The 24,246-nt window shown below is 66.7% G+C and carries 21 protein-coding genes; 17 read left to right on the top strand and 4 right to left on the bottom strand.

Features of this window, described 5'->3' with window-relative positions; genetic code table 11:
• Positions 1 to 166: 166 nt before the first annotated feature.
• From CVV68_RS15250 to CVV68_RS15240, 3 genes are read left to right on the top strand one after another with little or no spacing between them, the layout of a single operon-like run.
• Complete coding sequence (locus tag CVV68_RS15250) at positions 167 to 1,552, top strand: hypothetical protein (RefSeq protein WP_110501860.1); 1,386 nt, start codon at positions 167 to 169, stop codon at positions 1,550 to 1,552.
• 12 nt (positions 1,553 to 1,564) lie between these two features.
• Complete coding sequence (gene nth / locus CVV68_RS15245; RefSeq protein ID WP_245933569.1) at positions 1,565 to 2,458, top strand: endonuclease III; 894 nt, start codon at positions 1,565 to 1,567, stop codon at positions 2,456 to 2,458.
• Positions 2,455 to 3,135: an NUDIX hydrolase gene (locus CVV68_RS15240; RefSeq protein WP_245933568.1), complete on the top strand. Its 681-nt coding sequence runs from the start codon at positions 2,455 to 2,457 to the stop codon at positions 3,133 to 3,135. The genes nth and CVV68_RS15240 overlap by 4 nt, the downstream gene beginning before the upstream one ends.
• An 84-nt stretch (positions 3,136 to 3,219) precedes the next feature.
• On the opposite strand, the gene CVV68_RS15235 is transcribed toward CVV68_RS15240, so the two are convergent.
• Positions 3,220 to 4,911 carry a bifunctional 3'-5' exonuclease/DNA polymerase gene (locus CVV68_RS15235; protein WP_110501858.1) on the bottom strand — a complete coding sequence of 564 codons (1,692 nt, stop codon included), beginning with the start codon at positions 4,909 to 4,911 and terminating at the stop codon, positions 3,220 to 3,222.
• Between the two features lie 192 nt (positions 4,912 to 5,103).
• On the opposite strand from CVV68_RS15235, the gene ssd reads away from it, so the two are divergent.
• The 7 genes from ssd to CVV68_RS15200 all read left to right on the top strand — a co-directional run bounded on the left by ssd (position 5,104) and on the right by CVV68_RS15200 (position 10,693).
• A complete protein-coding gene (gene ssd / locus CVV68_RS15230) occupies positions 5,104 to 6,294 on the top strand; it encodes a septum site-determining protein Ssd (RefSeq protein ID WP_110501857.1) in 1,191 nt (396 codons plus the stop codon).
• On the top strand, positions 6,291 to 7,583 hold the full coding sequence (locus tag CVV68_RS15225; protein ID WP_110501856.1) for a TadA family conjugal transfer-associated ATPase: 1,293 nt from the start codon (positions 6,291 to 6,293) through the stop codon (positions 7,581 to 7,583). Before ssd ends, CVV68_RS15225 begins: the two co-directional genes overlap by 4 nt.
• Positions 7,571 to 8,521 carry a type II secretion system F family protein gene (locus tag CVV68_RS15220; protein WP_110501855.1) on the top strand — a complete coding sequence of 317 codons (951 nt, stop codon included), beginning with the start codon at positions 7,571 to 7,573 and terminating at the stop codon, positions 8,519 to 8,521. The genes CVV68_RS15225 and CVV68_RS15220 overlap by 13 nt, the downstream gene beginning before the upstream one ends.
• Positions 8,521 to 9,102, top strand: a complete 582-nt coding sequence (locus CVV68_RS15215) for a type II secretion system F family protein (RefSeq protein WP_110501854.1) — start codon at positions 8,521 to 8,523, stop codon at positions 9,100 to 9,102. The genes CVV68_RS15220 and CVV68_RS15215 overlap by 1 nt, the downstream gene beginning before the upstream one ends.
• A gap of 206 nt (positions 9,103 to 9,308) precedes the next feature.
• Complete coding sequence (locus CVV68_RS15210) at positions 9,309 to 9,590, top strand: DUF4244 domain-containing protein (RefSeq protein ID WP_110501853.1); 282 nt, start codon at positions 9,309 to 9,311, stop codon at positions 9,588 to 9,590.
• 222 nt (positions 9,591 to 9,812) lie between these two features.
• Positions 9,813 to 10,343 (top strand): TadE family type IV pilus minor pilin, encoded by a 531-nt coding sequence (locus tag CVV68_RS24300; protein WP_245933567.1) that lies wholly within the window; start codon positions 9,813 to 9,815, stop codon positions 10,341 to 10,343.
• Positions 10,340 to 10,693, top strand: a complete 354-nt coding sequence (locus CVV68_RS15200) for an Rv3654c family TadE-like protein (protein WP_245933566.1) — start codon at positions 10,340 to 10,342, stop codon at positions 10,691 to 10,693. The genes CVV68_RS24300 and CVV68_RS15200 overlap by 4 nt, the downstream gene beginning before the upstream one ends.
• Before the next feature lie 3 nt (positions 10,694 to 10,696).
• Here CVV68_RS15200 and CVV68_RS15195 read toward each other — a convergent pair whose 3' ends face one another.
• On the bottom strand, positions 10,697 to 13,024 hold the full coding sequence (locus CVV68_RS15195; RefSeq protein ID WP_110501852.1) for a DEAD/DEAH box helicase: 2,328 nt from the start codon (positions 13,022 to 13,024) through the stop codon (positions 10,697 to 10,699).
• A 78-nt stretch (positions 13,025 to 13,102) separates the two neighbouring features.
• Entirely contained in the window at positions 13,103 to 13,819 is a 717-nt protein-coding gene (locus CVV68_RS15190; RefSeq protein ID WP_110501851.1) for a GNAT family N-acetyltransferase, read from the bottom strand.
• Between the two features lie 75 nt (positions 13,820 to 13,894).
• On the opposite strand from CVV68_RS15190, the gene trhO reads away from it, so the two are divergent.
• Complete coding sequence (gene trhO / locus CVV68_RS15185; protein ID WP_110501850.1) at positions 13,895 to 14,788, top strand: oxygen-dependent tRNA uridine(34) hydroxylase TrhO; 894 nt, start codon at positions 13,895 to 13,897, stop codon at positions 14,786 to 14,788.
• Between the two features lie 98 nt (positions 14,789 to 14,886).
• Here trhO and CVV68_RS15180 read toward each other — a convergent pair whose 3' ends face one another.
• Positions 14,887 to 15,204: a YrhK family protein gene (locus tag CVV68_RS15180; protein ID WP_110501849.1), complete on the bottom strand. Its 318-nt coding sequence runs from the start codon at positions 15,202 to 15,204 to the stop codon at positions 14,887 to 14,889.
• Between the two features lie 97 nt (positions 15,205 to 15,301).
• Here CVV68_RS15180 and CVV68_RS15175 point away from each other — a divergent pair, with 97 nt between their 5' ends.
• The 6 genes from CVV68_RS15175 (at position 15,302) to proC (ending at position 24,190) form a co-directional block, all read left to right on the top strand.
• Positions 15,302 to 17,089, top strand: coding sequence for a DUF7059 domain-containing protein (locus CVV68_RS15175; protein ID WP_110501848.1), 1,788 nt, complete (start codon positions 15,302 to 15,304; stop codon positions 17,087 to 17,089).
• Complete coding sequence (locus tag CVV68_RS15170) at positions 17,086 to 17,835, top strand: MgtC/SapB family protein (RefSeq protein WP_110501847.1); 750 nt, start codon at positions 17,086 to 17,088, stop codon at positions 17,833 to 17,835. Before CVV68_RS15175 ends, CVV68_RS15170 begins: the two co-directional genes overlap by 4 nt.
• Before the next feature lie 166 nt (positions 17,836 to 18,001).
• On the top strand, positions 18,002 to 20,752 hold the full coding sequence (topA, locus tag CVV68_RS15165; RefSeq protein WP_110501846.1) for a type I DNA topoisomerase: 2,751 nt from the start codon (positions 18,002 to 18,004) through the stop codon (positions 20,750 to 20,752).
• 49 nt (positions 20,753 to 20,801) lie between these two features.
• Entirely contained in the window at positions 20,802 to 21,788 is a 987-nt protein-coding gene (locus CVV68_RS15160; protein WP_110501845.1) for a Ppx/GppA phosphatase family protein, read from the top strand.
• A 6-nt stretch (positions 21,789 to 21,794) separates the two neighbouring features.
• Positions 21,795 to 22,652 carry a sugar phosphate isomerase/epimerase family protein gene (locus tag CVV68_RS15155; protein ID WP_110501844.1) on the top strand — a complete coding sequence of 286 codons (858 nt, stop codon included), beginning with the start codon at positions 21,795 to 21,797 and terminating at the stop codon, positions 22,650 to 22,652.
• A 701-nt stretch (positions 22,653 to 23,353) separates the two neighbouring features.
• Positions 23,354 to 24,190 (top strand): pyrroline-5-carboxylate reductase, encoded by an 837-nt coding sequence (proC, locus tag CVV68_RS15150; RefSeq protein WP_110501843.1) that lies wholly within the window; start codon positions 23,354 to 23,356, stop codon positions 24,188 to 24,190.
• The last annotated feature ends 56 nt before the right edge of the window (positions 24,191 to 24,246 follow it).

Genomic DNA, 24,246 nt, shown 5'->3' with positions numbered 1-24,246 from the left:
GATCTGCGCCCAGCTGCGGGAGGCGGCGCGGATTCCTGCTGGTTGGCGCCCATGTGCAGGAGTCCCCATCGACGCCAATTTTGGGCTGTTTTGGCTGTGGCTGGCTAGTGTTGGTCCCCGGCGGTCATTAGGCTGTAACAGAACCGTGACTTTGAGGAGTGACCCAATGACAGAGCAAAATGCGTCAACCACCGCGGTGGCGTCAGAACGCAAGGGCCCCGGCGTCAGCAAGGCCCTCCTTGGCCCGCTGACGGCCCGCGACATTACGGCGCTCGCAGGTGTCCTGGTGATTTTCGTGGCCTCCCTGCTGCCCGTCGTGTTCCGGTTTGGCATCACCGGCAACCTGTGGAACTTTTTCGGATTGTTCTTCATCGGCATCGGGGTCATCCTGCCCCTGGTTGTTGCCGTGCTGTTTGTGATCCGCCGGCTGAGCCCGGAAATGAAGCCGCGTGTCGGCTCGCTTTCCGCTGACCAGTTCGCCTCCGTGGTGGCCGGTTTTTCCACCGCTTTTTTCTTCGTGAATGTGGTGACGGGCTTCCAGGTGTCCTACCTGGTGGGGCTGGTTGGCGCGCTGGTGCTGCTGGCCGCGACGGTGCTGGCACGTTGGATCCCGCTCTTTGCCGCTGACTTTGCCGGCCGCGCCGAGACGCCAGCCCATTCAGTGGCGCGCGACGCCGTTGCCGCCACCCGCCGCCCGGCCGCACCCAAGCCGGTGCTAGCCCTGTCCGCCGGACCCGCTGCCGGCGCCCGGCCCGGCCAGCCGGGACAGAACCAAACCGGCCAGTTCCAACAGGCTCCCGGCCAGGCGCAGGCGGGCCAGGGCTGGAACTCCGGCGTCCAGGCTCCCGTCCACACGGCCGCCGGGCAGATTTTCACTCCCGCCGGTGATGCGGCTTCCTCCGGCCAAGGCACCGGAGCGTCAACGCCGGATGCCGCGGCGCCCGGCGCTGCAGGATCACATGCTGCAGGATCAAACGCCGGGTCGTCAAACGCTTTGACGCCCGACAGTGCGACGCCAGGTGCTGAATCCGCCGCAGGGGATGCCGGGGGCCGGAAGGCGGCCGAAGCCGCAACAGCCCACGGTGCAGCGGCACAAATTCCCGATTCCACGGGGGCACCGGAAGCGGCCGGATCCAAGGCTACGGACGCCTTTGTCCGCGCGGCCGTCAACTCGGATGGCACCACGGTGCCGCAGGGCACAGGGGTGGATGCCGGCGTCGTGCCTTCAGCGGAAGATGCAGCCGACAGCGCCCCGGCCACCATGCTGAACCCGAAGGTGGTTGATGCTGCCCCTCCCGCGGAAAGCATCGGCGCCACGGTGGACCCGCAGGCCGCCGCGCAGTTCGTGGCCGATCCGTTCTGGTTTGCCGTGGACCGTCCGCAGAACGTGGTGGACCAGCACACGCGCCAATTCGTTTTCAAGCTGATCCCGGGGTCCTGGATCCTTGCGCTGGAGGACCGGGGCAGCAGCTTCCTGGTGCAGGACAGCCACGGCAAGACCGGCCTGCTGCTGGACCTGGTGGGAGTTGAGCGGGCGCCGGAGGGCCAGTAGGCATTGAAAGAGGTGGGGCAGGAATCGGTGCTGGCGCTCAAGCGGCGTGCCCGGAAGATCAACCGCGAGCTGGCCCAGCTGTACCCCTATGCGCACGCGGAACTGGATTTTCGGAATCCTTTTGAGCTGCTGGTGGCCACCGTGCTCTCCGCCCAGACCACCGATGTGCGGGTCAACGCCGTCACACCCGACCTTTTTGCCCGCTATCCCGACCCGCTGGCGCTTTCCGAGGCAGCCACCGTGGAATTGGAAACGCTGATCAAGTCGACGGGGTTTTTCCGGGCCAAGGCAGCGAACCTGCTGGCCTTGGCCACCCGCATTGTTGACGAGTACGACGGCGTGGTGCCGGGGACACTGGCAGCGCTCGTCACGCTCCCGGGGGTCGGGCGGAAAACCGCCAACGTGGTGCTGGGGAATGCGTTTGGCGTCCCCGGCATCACCATTGACACCCACTTCATCCGCCTCGCCCGCCGTTTTGGCTGGACCTCCTCGGAGGACCCCGTGCGGATCGAGGCCGATGTTGCCGCCTTGTTCGAGCGCCGGGACTGGACCATGGTCTCGCACCGCGTGGTGTTCCACGGCCGGCGCATCTGCCATGCCCGCAAACCCGCCTGCGGGGCCTGCCCCATTGCCCACCTGTGCCCCGCCTACGGCGACGGCGAAGTGGATCCGGTGAAGGCCGCCAAACTGTTGAAGTATGAGATGGCGCCGGGACAGGAAGATCTCCTGGCCCGCATGCTTGCCGACGTCGGCCGGGCGGCCGAATACCGCCAGCAGTCCCAGCGAGCGGCCCGGTTGGACGTGGAACGCCAGGGGCCTGCGGCGCGGGGTGCCGCGACACGGCGTGCCGCGGATCCCGGGGGTGCCCCGGGCGTGGCGGGTGCCGCGGGCGGAACTCGCCGGTGAGCGCCTATTTCGACCTTCAGGCGTTGGCGGGGCGGGCCCGGACCGGTGAGTTTCACACCTCCCGGGCCGCCTTGTGGAACTCTCCCATGGACCGCAAAACGGCGCGTCCGGCTGCCGTGCTGCTGCTCTTTGGCGCGCTGGACGATGTCCCGGCAGCGTCCTTGGAACCCCTCGCGTCAGCGGATCTGGACCTGTTGCTCGTTGAACGGTCCGCCACGCTGACGAACCACCCCGGGCAGGTTGCTTTCCCCGGCGGCGGTGTCGATCCCATGGATTCCTCTGTGGTGGCGGCCGCGCTCCGGGAAGCAATGGAAGAAACCGGGCTGGACCCCTCCGGGGTCGAAATCCTTGGCATGCTCCCCGAGGTCCCGGTCCCCGTCAGTAACTTCATCGTCACGCCCGTGCTGGGCTGGTGGGCCCGACAGTCACCGGTAGACGTCGTGGACTACGGCGAATCGGCCCAAGTGTTTCGTGTTCCCGTACGTGATCTTCTGGACCCCGACAACCGGGTAACCGCCACCCTCGAGCGGTCCGGCCAGACGTACCGCGGACCTGCTTTCGCAGTTAATGGCCTGGTGGTCTGGGGCTTCACCGCAGGAATCCTGACCCACGTCTTCGACGAGCTTGGCTGGTCCGTTCCGTGGGATGCCTCCCGGGAGATTCCGGCACCCCTCTAAACCCGCCACCGACCCTTGGGCGCCGCCGCGAACGATCCCACGCGAGGGTGCCGCTGCGAACGGATGGCGCCGTCCGCGCGCACCTCATTTGGCGTCCGCATACGACTCCACCACAGTGACGTTGACAGGAAATTCCAGGGGGATCTGTCCAAACAACAGGCGTGTGGCCACCCGGGACGACTCGTGGACCATCTCCGTCACAGCCACTACCAGCTCGTCGGGGCAATGCACCATCACCTCGTCGTGCAGGAAAAAGACCAATTCCGGGCGGGCCGCAGCTGCGGCGCCCGTGCCAGCACCGGCGGCGGGTGACAGGGCGCGCAGCCGTCGCCGCAATTCCGCCAGCCAGCAGCAGGCCCATTCCGCAGCCGTCCCCTGAACCACAAAGTTCCGGGTGAATCTGCCCCGCGAACGTGCCGCGGATTCGGCCCGGCGCTGCTCTTCGGCGGTGCCGCTGCGCTGGCTTGCGCGCCACTGCTCTGAAACCGGGGGAGTGCTGCGCCCCAGCCGTGTGGACACCTGCTCACCGCGTTCACCCGCCCGGGCAGCCTCCTCCACGAAGCCCACGGCCCGTGGATACATGCGGGTCAGCTGCGGCATCAAACGTCCCGATTCGCCCGACGTCGATCCGTAGATGGCTCCGAGCAGCGCCACCTTGGCCATGGCGCGTTCACCGCCAAAGCCCTGGGCGGCGATGCCCGCATACAAGTCCTTGTCGCGTCCGGCCGCGGCCATGGCTGAGTCCTGCGCCAGCGCCGCCAACACGCGAGGCTCCAGCTGCGCGGCATCCGCCACGATCAGCTTGTGTCCAGGATCGGCCAGCGCGGCTCCACGGATCTGCTTGGGTATCTGCATGGCGCCGCCGCCGCGGGACGCCCAGCGGCCGGAAACCACCCCTCCCACCACGTATTCGGAATGAAATCTGCCGTCGCGTACCCACTGCTCCAGCCATGTCCAGCCGTTGGTGGTGAAAAGCCGACTTAGTTTTCGGTAGGCCAGCAGCGGTTCAATGGATGGATGGTGGAATTCCTGGAGCTCCCACGACCTTGTGGTCTTTGCATCAATCCCGGCGCGGTGCAGTGCCCGCATCAAGTCCTGCGGGGAGTCGGGGTTCAGCGTGGGCGCGTCCAGGGCGGCCCGCAGGTCCCGGGCCAGGGCCTCCAGTTTTGGCGGACGGACATGGTCCGGCGGTTCAGGTCCCAAGAGTTCATCCAACAGCCTCCTGTGCAGGTCCCCTCGCCAGGGGATGCCTTCATACTGCATCTCCGCGGCCACCAAAGCGCACGCAGATTCCGCGCTTAGGAGAAGTGCGAGCCTGTCCGGGTGTGTGGAGGAAGCAATGGCCGATTTTTGGGAGCCGAGTTCGGCGGCCACGGCGGAAAGGCCCCAGGCGGAATTTTCGACAGACTGTTCGAAGAGGCTTCCCTGGGCGGAGTTGGTGTCCGGATACGACGAAACGGCTTCGGGAGGCAGGGCCGGCGCGCGCTGCCGGTAGCCGGTGGCCGACGCGAACGCGGAGTGCAGCAGGATCGCCTGACACAACCCCAGGTCATGGCAGCGTTCCACCCGCACACCGGCCGCCAGCAGCGCCGGATACCAGTTCTGGGCCCGGTCCCACACCCAGCGGGGCTGGTGGTCCTTTTCGATGCCGCGCACGACGCCGGCCAGGAACTCAAGCGCCACGGTTTGCGCAGCGGCCGCGGGGGTGCCTTCCGGGGTCCACAGCTGGAGCTGCACGGCAGCGCTCCGGGGTGCTGCGGCCAATAACGCGTACATTCCTCCATTGTCCACTGCCCCGGTCCGTTTTCGAATATATAGACGACCCTCTGGGATCTTCATTGTGAAATATCGAAAGTACGGTGACGCGGGGTAAGCCCGCTTCCTCCACAGCCACACCTCCGCGCCGGGTTGTTCACATTCGCCAGCCGCCCGCTGGAACAGGGGAATCTGGAGGCGGACAGTGGTGCCATGACTACGCGAACCAATGCCCGCCACGGACCCGGCGCAAGCGCCGGACTCAAGCCTCCCCCGATGAGTGGGCAGCAGGTTGCAGGGATGCCGTGGCTGCCCGGGCGCGGAACAACCGTGATGGTGATTTCAGGGTCCCCGGCGCTTCAAGGTGACGTGGGAAGGGTCAGTGCGGCAGCCGCCGTCGGGCTGGTCATTGCGGAAACCGTGGAACAAAGCGGCGGGAGGTGGGGCGATGTGGCGGCCATCCTCATTGGCAGCGACGTGGCCGGAGGGCTGTCCGGGTGGCGCGGGCCCACCGTGGTGGTCGGGCCAGCTGAGGATGCCGGTCGGATGTGGCTGCAGGCTTCGCGGTTGGGTGCGGACAGGGTCGCCGTCCTGCCGGACTCCGCCCAGTGGCTGGCCAATTACTTCACCCGGCTGCGGGAGCCCGCTGCGGGTGCGGGCGTCGTGGGGATTGTTGGAGGGTGCGGGGGAACAGGGGCGTCAACCCTAGCCGCACTTGTGGCCGGCCATGCCGCGGCAACGGGGACGCGGGTGCTGCTGGTGGACGGGGACCCGTGGGGCGGGGGATTGGACGCCGTTGTTGCGGCGGACGACCTCCCAGGGCTCCGCTGGCCGGACCTGTTGCATGCGTCGGGGGCGATCAATCCGGAACAGCTTGCCGCGTCCCTGCCACAATTTGCGGGCGTATCGCTGCTGTCGTGGAGCGCCGCGGACGATGGCGGAAGCGGCGATGCGCTGGCGGCCGCGGCGGCCGGCGAAGTCATGCGGGCTGCCCGTGAAGCCTACGGACTGGTGGTGGTTGACGTGGGCAGGTCCACGGAATCGCTGTCTGGGATTGGGGTCCACTGCGATGGATTTGTGATGCTTGTTCCCGGCCGTCTGCGTGCTGCAGCTGCGTCGGGCCGCGTGTTGCAGGCCATGCCGGCCGCACCCGTGGGCCTGGTGGCAAGGGGCCCGCTTCGCGACGGCGTCGACCCACAACTGGTGGCAGCCGCAGTCGGGGTGCCATGTGTGGGCTACTTTCCCCAGTTGAAGGGACTGGAAGAGACGCTGGACGCTGGACGCCTGCAGGACGTGGCCAAGGGGCGGAAGGTGCGCAGGCTGGCCGGGGGCATCCTGGGCTGGCTGGAGGGGGAGGGCTCCCCGGACGGAAACGTGGCGTCCTCCCGAAGGAGTGGCCGATGAGCCGGCACGTAGTCGGGGACGGGTTCCCGGCAGCTGCGCGGTCCGCCACCCACGCGGCTGCCGGGGTGGACCCCGCCCTGTTGGAATCTGTCCGGCAAACGGTGCTGGCCGAAGCGGGACCGGTAACGGACCTTCGGGTGGCGGCCGCGGTGCGCGACAGCGGCCGGCTCCTGGGTGCCGCCGGATCCCTCGTGGCCATGGACAGGATCAGCGCCGAACTCAACGGCCTGGGTCCGCTGCAGACCCTGGCCCTGGACCCGCGCGTGACCGACATTTTTGTCAACGCACCCAATTCCGTGTGGCTGGACCGCGGCGCCGGTCCTGAACCCGTTAACGTGGCCTTTGACAGCGAGGGAGCGCTGCGCGCCCTGGCCGTGCGGCTCATCGCCGCCGGGGGCAGGCGGTTGGACGACAGCTCACCTTGTGTGGACGTCAAGATCAGCCCTGGGTACCGCATCCATGCAGTGCTTCCACCCATCTCCTCCAGAGGTACGCTGCTGTCCATCAGGATCGGGCGCCGCCGCTCCTTCACGCTGGCCGAACTTCAGGACGGGGGCTGCGTGCATCCGGTGGTGGCCGACGTTCTGCGAAGTGTCATCGACTCCCGGCTTGGATTCCTGGTCAGCGGTGCCACCGGCGCCGGCAAGACCACGCTGCTTTCCACGCTCCTGGGTCTCTGCCGGCCCACCGAACGGCTGGTGCTGATTGAAGACGCCGCCGAGCTGGCACCCAATCACCCCCATGTCCTGACATTGGAGGCACGGCATGCCAACGCCGAAGGCGCAGGCAACATCGACCTTCAGGAACTGGTCCGCCAGGCCCTGAGGATGAACCCGGGACGGCTGATAGTGGGTGAGTGCCGGGGCCCGGAGGTCCGGGAGCTGCTGATGGCGCTGAACACCGGCCACAGCGGAGGCGGCGGAACCATCCATGCCAACAGCGCGGTGGATGTGCCGGCCAGACTGGCGGCGTTGGGCGCGCTGGCGGGGATGAGCTCCGGAGCCGTGGCCCTCCAAGCAGCCAGCGCACTTGATGTTGTCATCCACATTAATCGCGGCGCCAGTGGCCGCCTGGTCTCAGGAGTTGGGGTGGTGGCCCTTCGCGGGGGGCACCTGGAGGTGGTGCCGGCACTGGGCATGGAGCCGGTGGCACTGGGCAGGATTAATGGTTCGGGCGGGCCGCAGCCGGCGCACCCATTGCTTGCCGCAGGCCCCGCCTGGCCGGAGCTGGCGTTGCGGCTGGGACTTGACCCTTCATTGGCCGGGGGGAGGCAACCATGGCAGCCGTGATGGTCTTTGGGCTGGCGGCGGCTGCGTGCATGGTGTTTTCCGCTCGACGGCGGCATTGGCCCGGTGGGCACGGCAACAGGGTGCGCCGGCTCGCCGGCGCCCGGGTGGGCCCGGCACAGCTTGGGTTGTTCTGGCCGGTCCGCCGCGGAGGGGCGGAAGTATCGATGCCCCGGCTGGTCCGGCAGCTCTCCGCTTTGTTGGCGTCTGGACGGAGCGGGCCGGTCCTGTGGGCGGCGCTCGCGGGAGTCCTTGCCACCGAGCATGCCCTTGCCGGCTACGCGTCTGCCGCCACAGTCGCTGTGCTAAACTCCGGCCACCTTCCGGGACTGGGCGCCGGCCAGTTCCCTGGCCGGAATGCCGCGGCGGCGGACCATCCCACCCTTGCACTCGTTCTGGCAGTGCAGCGCGCCAGCGCCCTGGGCTTGCCCACTGCAGAAGCAGTCAGGAACGCCTGCCGGCAGAACGCGGCTCCGACTCCTAGCCGCCGATCGCGTTGGAAATCGCCCGGACTTTCGCCTGGCCAGGTGGAGGTATGGCAGGACCTGGCCGCCTGCCTTGAAGTTTGCGAGGCCAGCGGGGCGCCGGTGGCAGCAGTGCTGTCCCGGCTGGCCGACCGATTGGAGACGGAACTGGACACGGCTGAACAGCGGGAGACGGCACTGGCCGGCCCGCGGGCCACCGTGCGTCTGTTGACCTGGCTGCCGTTCATTGGGCTCGGCCTGGGCCTGGCCATGGGGGTCGATCCGTTTGGCGTCTTGTTGGGGACCCCGCCTGGCTGGTCATGCCTTGCCGCGGGGCTGGCCCTGGTGGCCGCCGGCCGGTGGTGGTCCCGCCGCTTGATCTCGGCGGCTGTCCGGCCACCATCGCACCACGAAGGGGTCCCTCGCGGAAGCACGCCGGTGGCCATGGGACGGCCGGCTTCGACAGGTGCGAAGTGATGGCAGCCGTTGGCCTATTCGCCCTGTTGACCCTCGCCGCAGGCTGCCTCCTGGGGACAGATGCGCCCCGGCGCTGGCACGAACTCAGCACCACTGTCCAAACGGGACACGGAATTTCAGGCACCGGACCTGTCGAGACTGCCGACGACGTGGGGATCGCGGAAGTGCCCCTCCTGTTGGAACTCCTGGGTGCAGCGCTGGATGCCGGACTGGCCATTCCTTGGGCGCTGGAACTGGTGGCAGGGGTGTCCACGGTCCAGATCCGCGCGGGCCTGTCCCACGTCGTGGCCGGGCTCCAGATCGGCGCCTCGTGGGAGCACTCCTGGGAAGGCGTCCGGCACATTGACGAGGTCGGTCAGCTGCATGCTGCCCTGAGCTTTGCAGCGCTGACCGGAGCGCCGGCGGCACCGCTGCTCTACGCCGAAGCCGGGCAGCGCCGTCGGCAGGCCCAACGGGAATCCGAGAAACGGGCAGCAGCACTGGGTGTCAAACTCGTGGTGCCGTTGGGCCTCTGTTCGCTGCCCGCCTTCATCTGCCTCGGGGTTGTGCCTGTGGTCGTCGCCATGGTTCCGACATTTTAGCGGCGGAACCGGGCCAGGCGAAGCGGATTTTCCCCTTTGCTTCCTCCACAAGGGAGCCTGAGACCCGCCCGATCCACGAACGGACGAATTGGCCTTTCATGCGGGGGCTGAACCGGGAAAAGTGGTTGGCAGGCGCCGCTCCGGTGGCCCGCCGGACGGAAGCAGCAAGAACGTCCAACACGTGAAAACCAACACAAGGAGTCGAGATGTACAGCAACGAATTTCATGGGGCAGCGGCACCAGCACAAACGCCGTTCGCTGATCTGGACAACGTGCGGGAGATCTTCCCCGGGGCCAGCAGCGGGGCACGCCTGCAGGACCGGCGGGGGCTGTCGCGGCTGGGCCGGGAAGCCGGAATGGCCACGGCGGAATACGCCATTGCCACTTTGGCCGCGGTGGGGTTTGCCGGGCTGCTCGTGGTCATTCTCAAAAGCGACGAGGTGCGGGGGTTCCTGCTTAACATCATTCGCACTGCCCTGAGCTTCTGAGTTGTTCGCCCTGATGTCAGTGCAGGGAAGGAGGCGGTGGAGATGCGGTGGTGGCGGCTGCGGCAATGCAATTGGGTGCAGGACAGCGTGAGTGTGGGCGGCGCTGGGCAGGGTGAGGCATGGTCCAGCGTGGACGGAAGAAGCCAGCCGCGGAAGTCCAAAGACCATGTCGGTCTGGCGGGCCACAGTGTTTGCGTCCTGACGGGCCGATGGTTTGGCTGGATGCGGTCGTCCGGCAGGGGCTCCGTCACTGCCGAGTTTGCCGTGGTTCTGCCCGCTGTAACAGCGTTGCTGGCCCTGTTGTTGCTGGGAGCCGGTGCCGGCGTCCTGCAGCTCCGTCTGGAAGAAGGAGCCCGTGCGGGTGCCCGGGCGCTGGCCAGGGGAGAATCCACAGCCCAGGCTGCTGAAATTGCCAGGCGCCTTTCAGGCGGGGAGACCGCGGTGTCGGTGGACCTGAGCGGCGGCTATGCCACCGTCACGCTCACCGGCAGGGTGTCCGGCCCGTTGGCCGCAATGGTGCCGTGGCAACAAAGTGCCCGGGCCTCCGCGCGACTTGAAGACCTCGAGCCGGACCAAGGGCTGGCCATGGGGCCGCGCGTGGGGATTGCCCTTCCACTGCGCAAGACAGCCCTGTGGCGCTGGGCCCGCGCGCCCGCTGTTGATGGCGGTTCGATGGATTGGGCGCTGACGGCTGACGGTTCCCTGGAATTGGGTCCCGGGGGCGGCCGTCTGTGGAGCGGAGGGAAGCCGTGAGTGCGCAGGAGAGCGGCGCAGGGACGGTAGTGGCGGCCGGACTGGCCATGGCCGTGCTGCTGCTGTTGGTGGGCGTGCTGTGTCTGGGCCAAGCTGCAACAGCGGCAGGGAAGGCGGCCACCGCCGCCGACCTTGCGGCGCTCGCCGCAGCCGATGCCGCCCGCGGGCTGGCGGAGGGGGACCCGTGCCAGGTGGCCGCGGACCTGGCCGCGCGCCACGGGGCCACGCTCACAACATGCAAGGTGCTGGGTGCCTGGGCGGACACCGTCCAGGTTGAGGTCACCGTGCGCACCGGCCTGCCCTGGCCGGCACACGGCTTGGCGCGGGCTGGGCCCCCGCCAGAGCGGTGAGTGTCAGCCGGCGTGCTTGAGCAGGACGCTGAGGAGGGTGACGGCCCCAGCCTTGTCGAGCGGGTTGTTCTTGTTGCCGCACTTCGGGGACTGCACGCAGGACGGGCAGCCGGATTCGCATTCGCAGGCACTGATGGCGTCCCGCGTTGCCGCCAGCCAGACGCGGGCCATGGCAAAACCGCGTTCGGCAAAACCGGCTCCGCCGGGGTGGCCGTCGTAGACAAAAATGGTGGGCTGGCCGGTATCGGCGTGGATGGCGGTGGAAACCCCGCCCACATCCCAGCGGTCGCTTGATGCCACCAGCGGAAGCAGCCCGATGGCGGCGTGTTCGGCGGCGTGCAGGGCGCCGGGGAATTGGGGTTCCACCAGGCCGCCGTCCAGCAAGGTGCGGTTGTCCATGGTGAACCAGACTGCCTTGGTGAACAGGTCCCTGGCACCCAACTCCAGGGGTTCCTCGCCCAGCACCTCGTTGGATATGAACGCCTTGCGCTGAAAGGACACCACCTGCGTGGTGACTTGGACCTCGCCAAAGTGCATCTCGACCGGTCCCCACACCTCGTGTTGTTCAGATTCAAGCACAGCGATCTGGGTGACGTCGCGGGCCGTGGTGTAGTAGTCCGGGTTACCGCGGCGGACCAAGGCGCAATGGTCCTGTTCGTTGAGTTCCAAGACCATGTACGGCTCCCCTTGGTGCACATAGATGGCACCCGCGTGGGCCTGGTAATGAGACTGGGGAGAGTCCATGGTGCCTAGGAGTGCACCGGTGTCCGCCTCAATGATGTTAATGGGCCCGCCGCCGTCGGCCCGCAGGTTGACCATGGCCGCGGCGCTTTGCGGATGGGTCCAGAACCATCCGGCGGGGCGCCTGCGAAGGTACCCGTCAGCCACCAGCTGGTCCAACAGCTTCAAGGTGTTGTCCGGGAACAGTGCCAGGTCCCCGCGCGTGAGAGGCAGTTCAGCGGCGGCTGCGCACAGGTGGGGGCCCAGCACATACGGATTCGAGGGATCGAAAACGGTGGCTTCCACGGGAACGTCGAAGATGGCTTCCGGATGGTGCACCAGGTACGTGTCCAGCGGGTCATCGCTGGCGATAAAGGCAGCCAGCGCGTCCTGGCCCGCGCGGCCCGCGCGGCCAATTTGTTGGAACAGGGACGCCCGCGTTCCGGGCCAGCCGGCCACCAGCACGGCGTCCAGGCCGGAAATGTCAATGCCCAGTTCCAATGCGGAAGTGCTGGAGACGCCGAGAAGCTCCCCGGAGCGCAGCGACCGTTCCAGGGCGCGCCGCTCCGTCGGGAGGTATCCGGAACGGTAGGCGGCGACCCTCCCGGGCAGGCTGGGATCCACGTCCTCCAGCAGACGCCGGGTCACGCTGGCAATGGTCTCGGCTCCGCGGCGGGATTTGATGAACGCAATCGTGCGTACCCGGGCGGAGACCAGGTTGGCGAGGAGATGGGAAGTTTCAGCAATGGCGGTCCGCCGCGTCTTTGCGCCGTTCTCTCCCTTGAATTCGGTGAGTTCCGGTTCCCAGAAGGCAACTGTGGTGGCCCCGTGCGGTGAGAAATCCTCCGTGACAGTGGTCACGGGTGCGCCGATGAGCCGTGAAAATGAAACGCCGGGGTCGGAAGAGGTTGCCGAAGCACCAATGAAGACGGGGCTGGATCCATAGTGGGCACAAATACGGCGCAGCCGCCGCATCAGCACCGCCACATGCGATCCAAAGACGCCCCGGTAGCTGTGGGCCTCGTCGATGACCACGAACTTCAGGCGCCGAAAGAACCTGGCCCACCAGGTGTGGTTGGGCAGCACCCCAAAGTGAAGCATGTCGGGGTTGGCCAGGACGAAATTGGCGTGGTCCCGAATCCAGCGGCGGTCCCCGGGAGCCGTGTCGCCGTCGTACGTGGCAGCGCGCAGCGTCGGCAGGTGGAGGGATGCCAGGGCGGCAAGCTGGTCCGCCGCCAGCGCCTTGGTGGGGGAGAGATACAAGGTCACTGCGCCGTCATGTTCCAACCTGCCGGGGCTCTCCAGGACCCTCAGTTCGGCCCGGTGGACGGCGTCGACGGCGGGCAGCTGGTAGGCCAGCGACTTGCCGGAGGCGGTGCCGGTGGCAATGACTACGTTTTCACCGTTGTGGGCGGCCTCCGCACCGGCCATCTGATGCCGCCACGGCGAATCGACGCCAAGGATCGAATACGCCTGCGCGATGTCCGGATGGACCCACCCAGGCCAGGGAGCTGTTACGGCCTGCCGCGCCGGAATGTGGCGGACATGCTGAAGCTGGGCGGGGTGTTCACCTCCGCCCAGAAGGGAGATCAATGAATTGGTGGCAGGCACTCCATCATTGTGCCACCGCCGGGCGGGCCCACCGCCGGGCACTGCCGGCACCAGGTCACCAAGGGACAGCCGGCCAGGCTATGGCCTGGCCATTTCCCGTTCCAGCCGGGCCCGCGGCACCAGCACGGTCACGGCACTGACACTGCGCCACCCCATCTTGTGGTAGAGCCGCTGCCCTTCGGTGCTGGCCAGCAGCAGGCCCGTGGTGACCGGGTATTCCTTCGCGCGCGCCGCCAGTGATTGCATCAGCAGCTTCCCGTAGCCGCGGCGGCGGTGGCCGGGATGGGTTTCTATCTGGTCAAAGACCGCGTAGTCGCCGTAGATGGCCACTTTTCCGCTGGCCAGGACCGTCCCGCCCCGCACGATCGAGCCGGAAAGGCGGGCCTGACAGGCCGAGGCCGTGCGGCGCCCGCCCATGCGCGTGACGCGCAGGGTAATGTCGGGGTCGCCTAGGAACGGGTCCTGGTTGTCCTGGGATTCCATCCCGACCATCATCATTTGTTCCGACGTCGAGAGCATGCCCAGTCCGGCGGCATGCGCCTGCTTGACGTAGCGGTGGACGTCAGGGCCCACGACGCTCATGGCCCGGTTTTCGGACTGGGCAACCTCGGCCGCCAGAACGGCAAACGGGGCGGGTGCCGGGTCGCTGATGAAGTACTCCCAATCGCCGCTGCGGTCAAGGCGCAAGGCGGCGTGATGTCCGGTGTCAAAGGCTGTCCGGTAGCTTCGGAGTCCGGTCCAACCGGCAAACCAAGCATCGAGCAGCTGCTCAAGCTCCGTGGAACCAGATGTCATGCCACCAGCCTATGCCGTCGTCAGCGGAGCAGCCACGATGTGTTCGGTTTGGCGCCACCCCGTACGCTTAAATACGTGGCTTTGAACAAAATTGTGCTCTTCTACGGCTTTACCCCGGTCCTGGACCCGGACGCGGTGCGGCTCTGGCAGCGTGCCCTGTGCGAGAAACTCAATCTCAAGGGCCGCATCCTCATCTCCAAGGACGGCATCAACGCCACAGTGGGCGGGGACATCAAGAACCTCAAGCAGTACCTGAAGACAACGCGCGAATACGCCGGCTTCAAGGACATCGACATCAAGTGGTCTGACGGCAGCGGCGACGATTTTCCACGGCTGAGCGTAAAGGCCCGCGACGAAATCGTCAGCTTTGGTGCCCCCGGCGAACTAAAGGTGGACGAGCACGGCGTGGTGGGCGGCGGGACGTCCCTGTTGCCGGAGGAACTCCACGAACTGGTCGCAGCCAAGAAAAGTACCGGCGAGGAAGTCGTCTTCTTTGACGGCCGCAACGCCTTCGAAGCCCAGATCGGCAAGTTCAAAAATGCCATCGTCCCGGACGTCGCCACCACACACGACTTCATCGCCGAACTGGACTCCGGCAAGTACGACAACCTCAAGGACAAGCCGGTGGTCACCTACTGCACCGGTGGCATCCGCTGTGAAGTCCTCAGTTCCCTGATGGTCAACCGCGGGTTCAAGGAGGTCTACCAGATGGACGGCGGCATTGTCCGCTACGGCGAAACGTTCAAGGACGAGGGCCTGTGGGAAGGATCCCTCTACGTCTTCGACAAACGCATGCACATGGAGTTCAGCGACGAGGCCAAGGAAATCGGCCGCTGCATCCGCTGCGAAAGCCCCACCAACAAGTTTGAAAACTGTGCCAATCCGAACTGCCGCAACTTAAATCTGTACTGCGCCAGGTGCTCCGCCGATCCCGCCACGCTGCAATGCCCCCAAGGCTGCGCCGACTGATCCCGGCACATTCGCCAGCTCGCAAAGAGCTTCCCGGGTTCTGTGTGGAGTGGGGCCCGCGCATGAACCGTCTCGTCGCGCTACAACGCAACGTCCGGCTAAAAGTCGTGGCCGCCGTCGCCAATTCCGGGGACATCCGGGTGGTAGCGGCGCAAGTGCACCCTTCGCGTGAAGCGGATGGCAGGCCGGATCAGCATTTCAATACTGCCCAGTACGAACAGCCACGTGCCGACATGGGTCAGTGCGGGCGAAAAAAAGAAGAAGCTCCCCACCAGAAACCAGCCACCGATCAACAGGTCGTTCACGATGCTGACCGTCTCGTAGCGCTGGCGAATGACAAGTTCCTCATGCCCCAAGTGCAGAATCAACGGGGTGCCCGAAGCGCCCCCACCGTCTCGATCAGAAGCCGCATTCATGGCCCAACCCTACCGCGGTGCCCCAGTCAGCAAGTCGCTCCGCGAGTGGCCAGTGGCCAGTGCCCAGCGCCCACTCTGTACTCGTTAGGCTGGGGGCATGAACGATTTTGCCACCGTCCCGGATGCCCCACGCAGCGACAACCCTGCCGTCCTGGCGGCACTCGCGGCCGATTTGGCCGCCCTGGACTACACGGTCGACGGCGTGGCGGGGCTCCTCGGTGCGGAAGCTCACCAGGCGCTTGGCCGGGACCAGACGGTGCCGGCGTCGCTTGCCTTGCATGGGCGGACGGAGCCGCTGGCTACCGTCGCCAGATTGTGGCTCCTGGCCGAGGCCGTTACCCCGGAAGCGCTCGCCGAAGCGCTGCCCCGGGTGGGCCTGGACGCGCTCGCAACCCTGGGCCTGGTCGAAGCCGAGTCGGAAGCCGCGCCTGAAGCCGTCAGTGAAGCTGTGGATCAGTCCGCCAGCGAGGCCGAAAATGCCGCGGCCCGGGGCCCGGCACTGCTGCGTGCCGCCGTGGACCTGCGCCCCTACGGCTGGCCCGCCGAAACCCCCGGCGGTGCGGACACAGACCTTTGGGTGGCCAGTGACCTCGGCGCCCACCAGCGCCCCGGCGTGCTGCGCAAGGACCACGTGCTGGGCATTGGCCAGGCGTCGCTGACCCTGGCTCAGGGCACCATCCGCCGCGTGGTGGGCCGTGCGCTGGACCTGGGCACCGGCTGCGGCATCCAGCTCTTCCACCTGCTCCACCACGCCAACACCGTGGTGGCCACGGACATTTCCGAACGTGCCTTGGCGTTCACCCGCTTCAATTTGGTTCTGAACGCCGCGGCGCTGGGACTGTCCGCTGCCGACTTTGACCCCAACAATCAGGACGCCCGCGTTTCCCTGCGCCTGGGCAGCCTGCTGGAACCGGTGGCCGGGGAGACCTTCGACCTGGTGGTCTCCAACCCGCCTTTCGTCATCACGCCCCGGCACCGCGGCGAGGACTCCGGGACACAGTTCACCTACCGCGACGGCGGGCTGGCTGGCGACGCCATCGTGGAAACCCTGGTCCGCGGCCTCCCGACCATCCTGGCCCCGGGCGGTATCGCCCAGATGCTCGGCAACTGGGAAGTGGTGAAGGGCGACGCCGGAACGGACCTTGAGTGGGCCGCCCGCCCCAGTCGGTGGCTCGCGGAGGACGTGCAGGCCTGGTTCATTCAGCGTGAGCAAGTCAGCCCCGGTGCCTACGCCGAAACCTGGCTGCAGGATGCCTCGCAGGGCCGGGATGCGGACGCCTACGCCAGTGCTTACGCTGATTATCTGCACGATTTCACCTCCCGCAACGTGGCCGGGATCGGCTTTGGCTACATTCTGCTGCGCAAGCCGGACGCGGCCCGGGGCGCCGCTCAGGACGCAGCACAGGGGACGGATCCGCGCGCAGCCGCCTCCGGCAGCACGCCGGACCCCTTGAACACCTCCACCCGCTTTGAGGAAATTCTGTACCCGATCGAACAGCCCGTGGGCCCGCATCTGGCCGCCACCCTGGACCGTGAAGCCTGGCTGGACGCCCGCGACTCCATCCTGGGCGAGTACTTTGTGGTGGCCGGGGACGTCACCGAGGAGCGCCACCAAAAGCCGGGGGCCGAGCACCCGGGCGTCATCCTGCTCCGCCAGGGCTCGGGGCTGCGCCGTACCAACCTCCTGAGCACTGAACTGGCCGGCTTTGTCTCCGCAAGCGACGGTGAACTGACGGTGGGCCAGCTCATCGGCGCCCTTGCCGCGTTGTTGGAGCGCCCGGACCCGGAATTTGTTGACGGTCTGGAAGCCGAAGTTCGCAATCTGGTCCGCGACGGCTTCCTCCTCCCCGCGGACACGGCGGACTCGGAAGAGGCGGCGCCATGATCCTCGCCGCCAACGCGCCGTGGTGGGCCATCCTGCTCTGCCTCACGGCCGCCGTCGTGCTCCCCACGCTGATCGGGCTGGAACGGCAGATCAACAACAAGTCGGCCGGGATGCGCACGCACGCCCTGGTCGGGTTGGGCGCTGCGTTGTTCGTTGTGGTCGGCAAATATGGATTTTCCGACGTCGTCGCCACCGGCACCGTTACGCTGGACCCTTCCCGCGTGGCCGCCCAAATCGTCTCCGGCATCGGCTTCATCGGCGCCGGCCTGGTGTTTGTGCGCCGGAACAAGGTCCGCGGGCTCACCACGGCGTCATCCGTCTGGCTCACGGCCGCGGTGGGGGCGGCCGCCGGCTCCGGGCTGGTGCTGTATGCGGCGTTCGTCACAGCGGCGTACTTCCTGGTGGTGGTGGCGTATTCAAAGGTCCTGAAGCGCGGGCGGCTGTCCGGCCGCCGCTACCACGTGCTGCAGGTGCAGTACGTGGACGGCACAGGCGCCCTTCGGGAGATCCTGCAGGCCTGCACACAGCAGGGTTTTCAGATCCTCGGCTTCAGCACGAGGACAGTTTCCGAGGGTGGCGCCAGCACCATGGGGCGGCTCTTCAACGCCGAATCCATGCCGGACTCGGCCAGCCTGGTGGAAGTCGAACTTGAAATTGAGGGCCTCGGTGCGAAGACCGGCCTGCTCGCGGAACTGGCCCGGCTGCCCACCATCGCCGCAGTGACCTTCGACGACGAAATCGAGTAGCCGCGCGCCTCCCGGAACGCCGCGCGCACGCTCCGCCGCCGACCTCCCGACATTGACGCAATCATGCCCGCGTTTCCCCTGCAATACGTGTTCGCGGTAAAAATATGGTGAACTAGGCACATGGGGGGCGCCTCCAGCCCAACCTTTCATTCCCTGTAGGAGTACCGTGCCAAGCAAGGCAGCCAGCAAGCCGAAGACCGGCAAGAAGCTCGTAATCGTAGAGTCCCCTGCCAAGAGCAAGACCATCGCCAAGTACCTTGGCGAGGGATTCGTCGTCGAGGCTTCCATTGGCCACATCCGGGATTTGCCGCAGCCTTCGGACCTGCCCGCGGACCTGAAAAAGTCCCCGATCGGCAAGTTTGCCGTGGATCTGGAGAACGGCTTCAAACCGTATTACGTCATCTCCCCGGACAAGAAAAAGAAGGTCGCGGAGCTGAAGGCACAGCTCAAGGACGCCGACGAACTTTACCTCGCAACTGATGGGGACCGCGAAGGCGAGGCCATCGCGTGGCACCTGCTCGAGGTGCTCAAGCCCAAGGTGCCCGTGCACCGCATGACCTTCGCGGAAATCACCAAGGAATCCCTGCAGCGCGCCCTGGGCAACCTGCGCGAGCTGGACACCGACCTGGTGGACGCCCAGGAGACCCGCCGCGTCCTGGACCGCCTCTACGGCTACGAGATTTCCCCCGTGCTCTGGCGCAAGGTCTCCCGCGGCCTGTCCGCAGGCCGCGTGCAGTCAGTGGTGACCCGCATGGTGGTTGAGCGTGAACGTGAGCGCATGGCGTTCCGTTCCGCCGGATACTGGGACCTGTTGGGCACATTCACCCCCGACGCCTCCGCGGGCGAGCCCTTCAGTGCCAAGCTCTCCGCCCTGGACGGCAGGCGCGTCGCCTCCGGCCGGGACTTCAACGACAAGGGTGAGCTCACCGGGAAGAACGTGGCGCAACTGGACGAGGTGGCCGCCAAGGCACTGGCCGCCAGCCTGCTGCACGCCGACTTTGCCGTCCGTTCCATGGAGCACAAGCCGTACACGCGCCGGCCCGCCGCACCGTTTACGACGTCGACCCTCCAGCAGGAGGCCGGGCGAAAGCTGCGCTTCTCCTCCAAATCAACCATGCAGACCGCCCAGCGCCTGTATGAAAACGGCTACATCACCTATATGCGTACCGACTCGTCCTCGCTGAGCGACGAGGCCGTCAACGCCGCCCGCCGCCAGGCCTCGGAACTGTACGGCCCCGAATTTGTTCCCGCGGCCAAGCGTGTCTACGCCAACAAGAGCTCCAACGCGCAGGAGGCACACGAGGCCATCCGCCCCGCAGGCGACTCCTTCCGCACCCCGGCCCAGGTGGCCAGCGCACTGCGCGGCGACGAGTTCAAGCTGTATGAACTCATCTGGAAGCGCACCGTCGCCTCCCAGATGGCCGACGCCAAGGGCTCGACGGCGACCATCAAGCTCGGTGCCACTGCCGTGGGCGGCGCGGCCGCCGGGCAGGACGCCGAGTTCTCCGCCTCCGGCACCGTCATCACTTTCCGCGGCTTCCTGGCCGCCTATGAGGAGGGCCGGGACGAGTCCCGCAACGATGCGGACGATTCAGACCGGCGCCTGCCCAACGTGAAGGAAAAGGACGCCCTGAAGGCGGCCGACGTCACGGCCAACGGCCACGAAACCTCCCCGCCGCCGCGCTTTACGGAAGCGTCGCTGACGAAGGAAATGGAAGAGCGGGACATCGGGCGACCGTCCACCTACGCCTCCACGCTGTCCACCATCATGGACCGCGGCTATGTGCGCAAGCAGGGTTCAGCCCTGATCCCCACCTGGATTGCCTTCTCCGTGATCCGCCTGCTGGAACAACACTTCACCTCCTACGTTGACTACAAGTTCACCGCCGGCATGGAAACCGGCCTGGACCGGATTGCCAACGGCGAGGACAAGGGCTCCGAATGGCTCAAGCACTTTTACTTTGGTGACGACACAGACGCCGGCCTGCTGGCCATTGTGAACAACCTCGGGGAGATCGACGCCCGGGACATCAACTCCATCAAAATCGGCGAGGACCTGGTGCTGCGGGTCGGCAAGTTCGGCCCGTACTTGGAAAGCACCGTCCCCACGCTGGACCCCAAGACCGGGGAGATCATCGAGGCGGCCCGCGCCAACGTCCCCGAGGACCTGGCCCCGGACGAGCTCACGCCCGCCAAGGCGCAGGAGCTCATGGCGACGGCCGCCCCGGAAGAGCGCGTGCTCGGCGTCGAGGAGGCCACCGGGCGGACCATCGTGGCCAAGAACGGCCGCTACGGACCATACGTCACCGAGGTCATCCCGGAGATGACCGAGGAAGAATTCGCCAACCAGCCGGTGGAGTACTACAAGAACGGCAAGCCGAAGCCTGCCAAGAAGCCTGTCAAGGCCAAGCCTCGCACGGGCTCGCTGTTCAAGACCATGACCGTGGACACCATCACGCTCGACGAGGCGCTGGCCATCATGAGCCTGCCGCGCGTGCTCGGTGCCGATGCCGAGGGCAACGAGATCACCGTCCAGAACGGCCGTTTTGGCCCGTACCTGAAGAAGGGCTCCGACTCCCGCTCCATTGGCAGCGAGGACGAGATCTTCACCATCGCACTGGAGGCGGCGCTGGAGATCTACTCCCAACCCAAGCAGCGCGGTGCCCGTGCCGCGGTGGCCCCGCTGGCCGAGTTTGGCGAGGATCCCGTCTCCGGCAAGAACATCGTGGTGAAGGAGGGTCGCTTTGGCCCGTACATCACCGACGGCGTCACCAACATCACCGTGCCCCGCGACACGGAGGTGGAGGAACTGACCCGGGAAATCGCCGTCGGACTCCTGGCCGACAAGCGCGAACGCGGCCCCGTCAAGCGAACTGCCAAGGCGCCGGCCAAGCGCAAGGCGGCGTCGAAGAAGTAACGTACGGGACCGTCGCCTCATGGGAACTGGAACGCGCAATAATGGGCACATGAGATTAGGCGTGCTCGACATCGGCTCCAACACCGTCCACCTGCTGCTCGTTGATGCCCGACCCGGCGCAATGCCGGTGCCTTACGCGTCGCACAAGCGGGCGCTGAGCCTGGTGCAGTACCTGGACGCCGCCGGCAACATCACCGACGAGGGCCAGCATGAACTCATCGAGTTCATTCTGGAGGCGTGGGAGTTCGCCGCCAAGCACAAGGCGAAGGACCTGCTGGCGTTTTGCACCTCCGCCATCCGCGAATCCACCAATGGTGCCCAGGTTCTGGCGCGTGTGCAGCACGAGACCACCATCCGGCTGACGGAGCTGACCGGCGAGGAGGAATCAGCCATGACGTTCTTTGCCGTCCGCCGCTGGCACGGCTGGGACGCAGGCACCATCTTGAACCTGGACATCGGCGGTGGCTCCCTTGAAATTGCCCAGGGCTCCAACGAACTTCCCGACCTGGCCCATTCGGTGCCGCTGGGTGCCGGCCGGCTCACGCGCGACTGGCTCACCGAGGACCCGCCCACGGCCAAGAGCGTGAAGGAACTGCGCAGGCACATCAGGGCCACCCTGAAGGAGCCAGTCGCCCTGACCCAGGCGCTCGGGGCGCCGAACATCGTTACGGGCTCCTCCAAGACCTTCCGGGCGCTGGCGCGCATTACGGGGGCGGCGCCGTCGTCCATGGGACCCTATGTCAAGCGCGAACTGCACCTGACGGACTTGGGCCTGTGGAGCCAGCGGCTCTCCGCCATGTCATCTGCGGACCGGCTGCACCTGCCGGGCGTCTCCGTGGCCCGGACCAAACAGGTGCTGGCCGGGGCGCTCGTGGCGCAGGCGGCCCTGGAGTTGTTCAAGGTCCAGTCCATGCAAATCAGCCCGTGGGCGCTGCGCGAGGGCCTGATCCTGCGGCGCCTGGACCAGCTGGTCTTTGACGGACCGTTGGATCGGCCCGCGCATGTGGGTAAGCTGACCAATTCGGCGACACTTTAGGCGGTCATGAACACAACACCAACCGATCCCATCCCCTCCGAAGGCCCGACGGCGGCCGGCACGCAGGTGCCCCGGCGCAGGATTCCGGTGGCCCTGTCCACGGCGTCGGTCTACCCGTTGAGCGTCCATGACGGCTTTGCCGTGGCGGCGGACCTGGGCTACGACGGCGTCGAGGTGCTGGTGACGCACAACGGCGACAGCCAGGACGCCCGCGCCCTGAACACGCTGGCTGAAAGGTACGACCAGCCCATTGTGGCCATCCATGCGCCCACGCTGCTGCTGACGCAGCAGGTGTGGGGTAGTGCGTGGAACAAGGTCCAGCGCTCCGCGCAGATGGCCGTGGACGTGGGGGCCGACGTGGTGGTGGTGCATCCCCCGTTCCGCTGGCAGAACGACTACGCGGAGACCTTCGCGCACGGTGTGCGCGACATTGCCGACGCGTTCGGGATCCGCATCGCCGTGGAAAACATGTATCCCTGGCGGGTCCGCGGGCGCGAAGCGCTGGCCTACCTGCCGCACTGGGACCCGGTGCCGCAGGACTACAAGGACGTCACCTGGGACTTTTCCCATGCTGCCTCCGCCGGCGCCTCCAGCCTGGACGCTGTCCTCGCCCTTGGTTCGCGGCTGCGGCACATCCACCTGACCGACGGCACCTCGCCGTCGACGAAGGACCAGCACATGATCCCGGGGCACGGCACCCAGGAATGCGTCGAGGTGCTCCAGCACATCGCCGGCAACGGCTTCGACGGCGCCGTGGTGGCGGAGATTTCCACCCGCAAGGCCAAGGGCGCCGGGCAGCGCGAGGAATGGCTGGCCGAAACACTTGAATTCGCGCGCGTGCACTTGGGGCAGACGCTTTCGTAGCGGGGCTCCGCGATCGAGCCCCGGACGCTCCCTCACCCTTGGCGTGTTTTTTGACAGACGCTCCCGCAGCTCTGGGGGTTAAATCCAGGACGCTCCCTCATTGGGAGAGGGAGCGTTTGCCCTTTTGGCCCCGAAGGGAGCGTTTGTCGTTGGGACGGTGCTGACCAGTGCTGGTTGAGATGGCGGGGCCGGCAGGCGCAATCGGCGTCGGAGGCTTAAATGCGAAATCGCCGGAGAACTTGATGCCAGTGGATGGGGGGAAACACTGGCGAGTTCTCCGGCGATTTGACTGGTCTTCAGGACAAGACCAGTCCGATCATCACTCGCACCCTTATGAGGTACTTAAAACAATAGGGGCCGCACTTGGGAATAGCCGGGGCACAGGCTGTGCGTTTGCCTTTAAGTGTTTGGCGCCCGCCCCAACCTCGGAACTTCGGCCTTAAGCGCGGGAAACGCCGGAAGCAGTGCTAGATCTTGGGGGATACCTAGCCACTTCCGGCGCTCCGGGCCACCAGTTGAAAACAACCGCCGGTCCATCATCACTCGCACCTCTATGAGGTACTTAAGACACTAATCCGGCTTTCTGGGCAAAGACCCCCACCGGGCTGGGAGAAGTCTGGCAATCCCATCGCGGGGCGACATGTACGCCCAATGTTTGGCCCGTTGTTGCATGCCGGGAGCCGGACAAGAAAGATGGAGGCATGAGCAAAAAGATCGTATTTCTAGGCTGTGGTTCCATGGGCGAGGCAATTCTGACCGGGTTGCTGTCCGCTGGGACGCCCCCACAATCCGTGACCGTCACCGTCCGCCGGGCTGAACGGGCGGAGGAACTGGCCCAACGCCATGGAGTTACTGCCTTGGCCTCGAATGAGGAAAGCAACGCCAACACGGAGGCAGTGGCCGGCGCCTCCGTGGTGATTCTCGGAGTCAAGCCAGTTGGCATTGCAGCGCTTTGCCGCGAGATTGCCGAACACCTGGATCCCGGTGCCGTGGTGGTCAGTGTGGCCGCGGCCGTTTCACTGGAGCAGCTCGAAGGTGCCCTGCGCCCGGGCCAGCCCGTGGTCCGCTCGATGCCTAACACTCCGTTGAAGGTGGGACGTGGCGTGGTGGCGCTCTCTGCCGGGACCACTGCGGACGAACACGACCTGGCTGCGGCCCACGAGATCTTTGACGGTTCCGGCGTGGTGCTCGACGTTCCTGAAGACCAGCAGGATGCCGTCTCCGCCATCAGCGGTTCCGGACCCGCCTACGCGTTCTACCTGGTGGAGGCCATGGCGGCCGCTGCGCAGGAATTCGGGCTCTCCGCCGAGACTTCCCAGGTCCTTGCCCGCGAAACCGTGGCGGGGGCGGGCCTCATGCTCGCCGAGCCCGGTGCGGACGCGGAGGCGCTGCGCCGCGGCGTAACCAGCCCCAAAGGCACGACCGAACAGGCCATCGCCACTTTTGAGAAGCTGGGCCTGCCCGGCATTGTGAGTGCCGGAGCGAAGGCCGCCGCGGCACGCGCCGCCGAAATCACCAAGGAGCTCGCCGCGCAATAACGCGGTATCACCTTTGGCGCATCTTTCGCCGACGCCGTATCACCTTTGGTCCCTTT

The organism is Arthrobacter livingstonensis, from assembly GCF_003219815.1.
Lineage (GTDB): Bacteria > Actinomycetota > Actinomycetes > Actinomycetales > Micrococcaceae > Specibacter > Specibacter livingstonensis.
Note: the sequence above shows the minus strand (reverse complement) of the source record. Positions and strands in the feature narration are given on the sequence as shown.